This window comes from Peptoniphilus sp. (assembly GCF_034090345.1).
Classification (GTDB): domain Bacteria; phylum Bacillota; class Clostridia; order Tissierellales; family Peptoniphilaceae; genus Peptoniphilus.
Window position 1 is genome coordinate 1 of record NZ_JAXDSS010000059.1, and the last position, 5,482, is coordinate 5,482.

The 5,482-nt window shown below is 32.8% G+C and carries 8 protein-coding genes; all 8 read right to left on the reverse strand.

Going from position 1 to position 5,482, the window contains the following annotated elements:
- Positions 1 to 246: 246 nt before the first annotated feature.
- Positions 247 to 639 carry a 30S ribosomal protein S9 gene (gene rpsI, locus SOR77_RS05025; protein WP_004823127.1) on the reverse strand — a complete coding sequence of 131 codons (393 nt, stop codon included), beginning with the start codon at positions 637 to 639 and terminating at the stop codon, positions 247 to 249.
- Positions 640 to 650: 11 nt separating this feature from the next.
- Entirely contained in the window at positions 651 to 1,082 is a 432-nt protein-coding gene (gene rplM / locus SOR77_RS05030) for a 50S ribosomal protein L13 (protein WP_320636082.1), read from the reverse strand.
- Between the two features lie 140 nt (positions 1,083 to 1,222).
- Positions 1,223 to 2,713: a 4Fe-4S dicluster domain-containing protein gene (locus SOR77_RS05035; protein WP_320636083.1), complete on the reverse strand. Its 1,491-nt coding sequence runs from the start codon at positions 2,711 to 2,713 to the stop codon at positions 1,223 to 1,225.
- A gap of 7 nt (positions 2,714 to 2,720) precedes the next feature.
- On the reverse strand, positions 2,721 to 3,002 hold the full coding sequence (locus tag SOR77_RS05040) for a (2Fe-2S) ferredoxin domain-containing protein (RefSeq protein WP_320636084.1): 282 nt from the start codon (positions 3,000 to 3,002) through the stop codon (positions 2,721 to 2,723).
- An 11-nt stretch (positions 3,003 to 3,013) separates the two neighbouring features.
- On the reverse strand, positions 3,014 to 3,523 hold the full coding sequence (locus SOR77_RS05045) for a phosphatidylglycerophosphatase A (protein WP_320636085.1): 510 nt from the start codon (positions 3,521 to 3,523) through the stop codon (positions 3,014 to 3,016).
- Positions 3,524 to 3,533: 10 nt separating this feature from the next.
- Positions 3,534 to 4,073 (reverse strand): thermonuclease family protein, encoded by a 540-nt coding sequence (locus SOR77_RS05050; RefSeq protein WP_320636086.1) that lies wholly within the window; start codon positions 4,071 to 4,073, stop codon positions 3,534 to 3,536.
- Positions 4,063 to 4,572 (reverse strand): hypothetical protein, encoded by a 510-nt coding sequence (locus tag SOR77_RS05055; RefSeq protein ID WP_320636087.1) that lies wholly within the window; start codon positions 4,570 to 4,572, stop codon positions 4,063 to 4,065. Before SOR77_RS05055 ends, SOR77_RS05050 begins: the two co-directional genes overlap by 11 nt.
- The coding region (locus SOR77_RS05060) for an FAD:protein FMN transferase (RefSeq protein ID WP_320636088.1) at positions 4,569 to 5,482 on the reverse strand (914 nt) is incomplete at its 5' end. The genes SOR77_RS05060 and SOR77_RS05055, both read right to left, overlap by 4 nt.

Sequence of the window (5,482 nt, forward strand, 5' to 3'; positions counted from 1 at the left end):
AAAATTCTCGGCCACTCTTCTACAAATATAACAGATAAAACCTATATCCATAAAGACTTAAGCCAGTTAATTACAGCGATTGAGACGATAGAGATATAATACATTTTGTATATTATACGTATATTTTGTGTATATTACGAACCGATTTTTAGTGGTTTTTAGTGATATGTACTGATACGATAAAAAAATAGAACCCTTGGAAGTTGGTGTTTCCAAAGGTTCTGATTTTTTGTATGAAAAATATTTTTATCTCTTTGAGAATTGTGGAGCACGTCTTGCTTTCTTTAAACCATATTTCTTTCTTTCTTTCATTCTTGGATCTCTAGTTAGGAATCCAGCTTTTTTAAGAATAGATCTATGTTCCGGATCCACTTCAAGAAGAGCTCTAGCAATACCATGTCTGATAGCTCCTGCTTGACCAGTGTATCCACCACCTTGTACTTTAACAATTACATCAAATTGAGCAACTGTTTCAGTAAGTTCAAGAGGCGCCTTAGCAACAGTTATAAGAGTTGCATAATCAAAATAATCTTCAATATCTCTATTGTTTACAGTAAATTTACCATTTCCTGGTAGAAGTCTAACTTGAGCTATAGATTTCTTTCTTCTTCCAGTTCCTCTATATTGAGTTCTTTCCATTTCCTACCTCCTCAGTTGATTTCCAATACTTCAGGTTTTTGAGCTTCATGAGGATGTTCCGCACCAGCATATACCTTTAGCTTTGTAAACATCTGTCTTCCAAGCCTTGACTTAGGAAGCATACCCTTTACAGCATATTCTACCATTCTTTCAGGGTGTTTCTCTCTGAGTTGTTTGTAGGCAATTTCACGTCTTCCACCTGGATATCCAGTATGATAAGCATGGATTTTTTGTTCCCACTTATTTCCTGTAAGTTTTATCTTATCAGCATTAATTACGATAACATAATCACCTGTATCCACATGAGGTGTATATATTACCTTATTCTTTCCTCTTAGGATAGACGCTATTTCAGAACTAAGTCTTCCTAGCACCTTATCAGTTGCATCTACTACATACCATTTTCTATCTACTTCATTGGCTTTAGCCATATAAGTTTTCATAGATTTCCTCCTGTTTTAAAGTTTTCCGGGGCTTTTAAAACACTCCTATTATTTTAATACATAAACCTCTACAGGTCAAGTGTTTTAGGGAATTTAATTTTTAAATTTACAATTGAATTAATTATAAATTTAAATACCTATTATTTTTCTATCTTTTCATTTTCAAGTGGAGAATATATATCAGATTCTTTCATAAATTTTTGAACATCTTTTTTAACTCTTGTTACAGATGCCATGGTTCCTACGCCTGCTATACATCCACCAGGACAAGCCATTCCCTCTAATAAATAACCATTGTATTTTCCAGCTTTGGCTATTTTTACCATTTTTACACACTCTTGTAGTGTATTAGCTCCTACTATATTAATTTCTCTATCAGGTTCTAATTCCAATGCAACTTGTTTTACAGCTTCTGCAACTCCGCCAGCAATTGGGTATCCCCTTCCCAATGCTGATGCATCTTTAACATCATTTTCAATAACTATTTCTGAAAGTTCTATTCCTTTAGCTACAAACATACCCATAAGCTCTTCAAATGTTATTACAAAGTCAACATGTGATTTAACTTTAGTATCTAAAGCCTCTAACTTCTTAGATGTACAAGGACCGATAAAACAAATTATTCCTTCAGGGTCTTTTTCATGTATATATTCAGCAGTGTATCTCATAGGGGACCCCGAATCTGAAATTTGTCCAGAAAGTTCCGGGAATTTATTTTTTACCATTAACGCCCAAGAAAAACAGCATGATGTTCCCATAAATGGAATATCATTTGGTACTCTATGTATATACTCCTTAGCTTCATTCATAGTTGTAACGTCCGCTCCAAGAGAAACTTCTACTACATCTTCAAATCCTAATTGTCTGATCCCTTCAACTATTTGTGCCGGAGATGAGTTAGCACCGAATTGTCCAACAAAAGAAGGTGCAACTGCAGCATAAATTCTCTTTCCTGATTTTATAGCTTTTATAAGTTGATATATTTGAGTTTTATCAGCTATTGCTCCAAATGGGCAACTAGCTATACACCTCCCACAAGCTACGCAGTTATCGTGATTTATTTCTGCTCTACCATATTCATCAGAGCTTATACAATCAACCCCACAAACGGCTGCACAGGGTCTTTCATACATAACAATTGCACTATATGGACATGCTTCTTTACATCTGCCACAATTTATACATTTTTCTTTGTCTATATGAGCTCTTGATCTCCCAACAGACACTGCATTTACAGGGCATACATTTGTACATGGATGTGCCATACATTTTCTACAGTTGTCCGTAACTACATGAGCTTTTGTAGGACATGCTTCACAAGCAAATTTTATTACATTAATCAAGGGTTTTTCATAGGCATTAGTATCTATATCTACTTTATCAAAACCATCTGTGAGCTTTTTATATACAGATATTTCTCTGGCATCCATTCCCATTGCAAGTCTTAATCTCTCGTCTGCAACAGCTCTTTCTCTGAAAATATCCTCTCTATACTTTGCGACTTCACCGGGTACAATTCTATAAGAAGAATCTTCAAGTTCTGAAATATCTATATCATAATAAGCAATTCTGGCTACTTCAGCAAATACCTTTCTTCTAATATCTACAATACTTTGATACGTCTCTTTCATTCTTACCTCAGCTTCTTAATTTATTTATAATTTTTTCACTTACTTCTTGTGGAGTAGCTCTAAAAATAATTTCATCATCTATTATCACAACTGGAGCATTTGTCGATTCTTCTTCAGGATTGCAATACTCACCATTCAAGCATTGTCCCAATTCTATCTCTAAATTTTCAGCTGAGCAATAATCTGACTCTGGTCCACAAATATCATTTTGTAGTAATTCTACTGCGTCATATATCGCGTTTGCCCCCATAAGTGTACATCTAGATCCCATACAAATAGTAACTTTCATCTACATTCCTCCTATTTTTGACGTGTATGTGCTATTCTTGCAGCTGCTGCAGCTGCTATAGCTGCTATTAAATCATCTGCAAATGTCTCTACATTCTTAAGTGAGTCTGATTTTTTCTTTCTCTTATCTAATTCATCAATAATACCTATTTTCTTTTTATCTAAGTATCCAAAATTAGTAAGACCTATAGTTCCATATAAATTTACAATCCCAAGTGGCAAAACTTCATCTATACCATACAATTTTTCGTCTTTTGCAATAATTGTTTGAATAGGTTCCGGTAATAGTTGTTTTTGCGCCATTTCATCTATAGCAAGTCCTGTTAATACAGCATGAACCACTTCTCTTTTCTTTAGTACCGCTTCTATGTTTTCTAAACATTCATCCAATGTTAAATCTTCAACATATTCTTTTTGTAATAAAAGTACTATTTCAGCAATATCTTTAAGCTTAACTCCTATTCCTTCTAACTTTGCTACAGTTGTATCATATAGCATTTTTGGATCATAATTATAACTCATAAAGCCTCCTTCATTCTAACACATTACCTCTTGTAGTTCCTTCAATTGAATATTCCCACATTCCATTCTTTTCTTTCATAGCTTTCTTTTGTATATTATTAAATATTTTTTGATATTTATCATTTGGTTTAAAAGTGTAGACCCTAGCAAGACCGTATCTTAAAGCTATGCCAGAATAATTTAAATTTTCTATAGTCTCTTTATTCAATTCATTTGGTATTTCTAACCATATATATCCAAGTATTCTACCATATTTATCTATTGTTTCTACATCTTTTTCTATAAAAACTTTTTTATTGAGCATTATCTTTTCAGCTAAATCTTTAGCTTCTAAAGATAGATATTCTTTTTTAGAAATTTCTGGAGAATTTATACCTATTATTCTTATTTTTTCTCCATTACTTGTTATTACTGTATCTCCATCTATTACTTTTGTCACAATAATTTCATTATAATTATCTATTATTAATTCACTGCTGCTTTTTAAATAGATGTAAATTATAACTAAAATTATTAGAAGCATAAAAGATAGATATCTATTATCTTTCATTTTTTCTTTTTCTCATTTCCATCATTTTTCTACGTCTATTAATTTTAACTCTCTCTCGTTTTATCGATATACCAAATACTATAGTTGGAATCAATGAACTAATGAAAAGAAATAAATAATTTGAATCTATTCCCAGCACTTCCATAGGATATACAAAAGGAAACATAAATAAATCCATTGGTAATCTCCAAAGATTACCTGCAACTTCAAATCCCTCTTTTGAATGCATTCCTATTAGCGAAATTATAGCCAATATTAAAAACAATAAAACTATAATGTTCCCAGAAAAGAAATCCAGCTTAGAGTTAGCTTTTTTAGAAAGACCTTTCCCAAAATTGTAGTACAATATTAAAGGAATAATTGAAATTATAATTTTAAATATTAAATTCCCATAAAATATCTTTAATAAAGTTTGATTTAGATTTATCAATGTTGCAATTCCAAACATAAACACTACAACAATCAGATGTATAAATAGTCCTCTAGTATTATTTCTCATTTTTCACCTTCTAACATATTCCCGGTCTCTTTTAACTCCCCGGAAAGTGTATTCCATATAACTTCAACATCTTGTTCTTTGCTAATTTTTTTGATCTCGTCTTCTGTACTCAAGAATAGTGTTGTTGATAGGTAATCGCTTAGTCCTGAGTCTTTTGTGATTATGCTTATTGAGTTGTAGTCTCCTTCCGGATACATTGTCTTAGGGTCTATTATGTGGTGGTATTTTCTTCCTTTGTATTCGAAGTATCTTTGATAGTCTCCGCTTGTTACTACTGATGTGTCGTTTAGGTTCAGTACGGCTAGGAATGTGCTGTTGTCTCCTTTGTCGTTTGGGTTTTGTATGGCTACTGTGTATGTTTCTTTTATTGGGTGGTTCCCTATTAGTTTTACATTTCCTCCTGCTGATATTAGTCCGCTTTTTACTCCTATTTGTTTTGCGTATTCTCCTATTTTTTCTGTTGCGTATCCTTTTGCTACTGCTCCCAGGTCCAGTTTCATTCCTTTTTCTATATAGATTGTTTTGGTTTTTTTGTCTGTTTTTATTTTTGTTGTGTCTGTTAGGTTTCTTAATGCTTCTAGTTCTTCTTTTTCCGGTAATGGGTGTCCGAATTGTTTTATTGCTTCTGCTTCTCCTCCGTCTAAGTGGGCTTCTCTGTATTTTGTCCATATGTCTATTATTGGTCCCATTGCTATGTTTACTTTGTTTGTTATTGTTTTTTCTCGTTCTAGGGTTGTTTCTATTAGGTTGTATAGGTCGTCTGATACTTCTACCGGTTGTACTCCTGCGTTATCGTTTATTGTTTTTAGGTTGTTTAGGTTTTCGTAGTTGTTGTATCTGTCGAATTCTCTGTGTAGTCTAAAGTATTCGTTTCGCATTTTTTCTAGTTTTTCGTTTGCTGTTTTTTCGT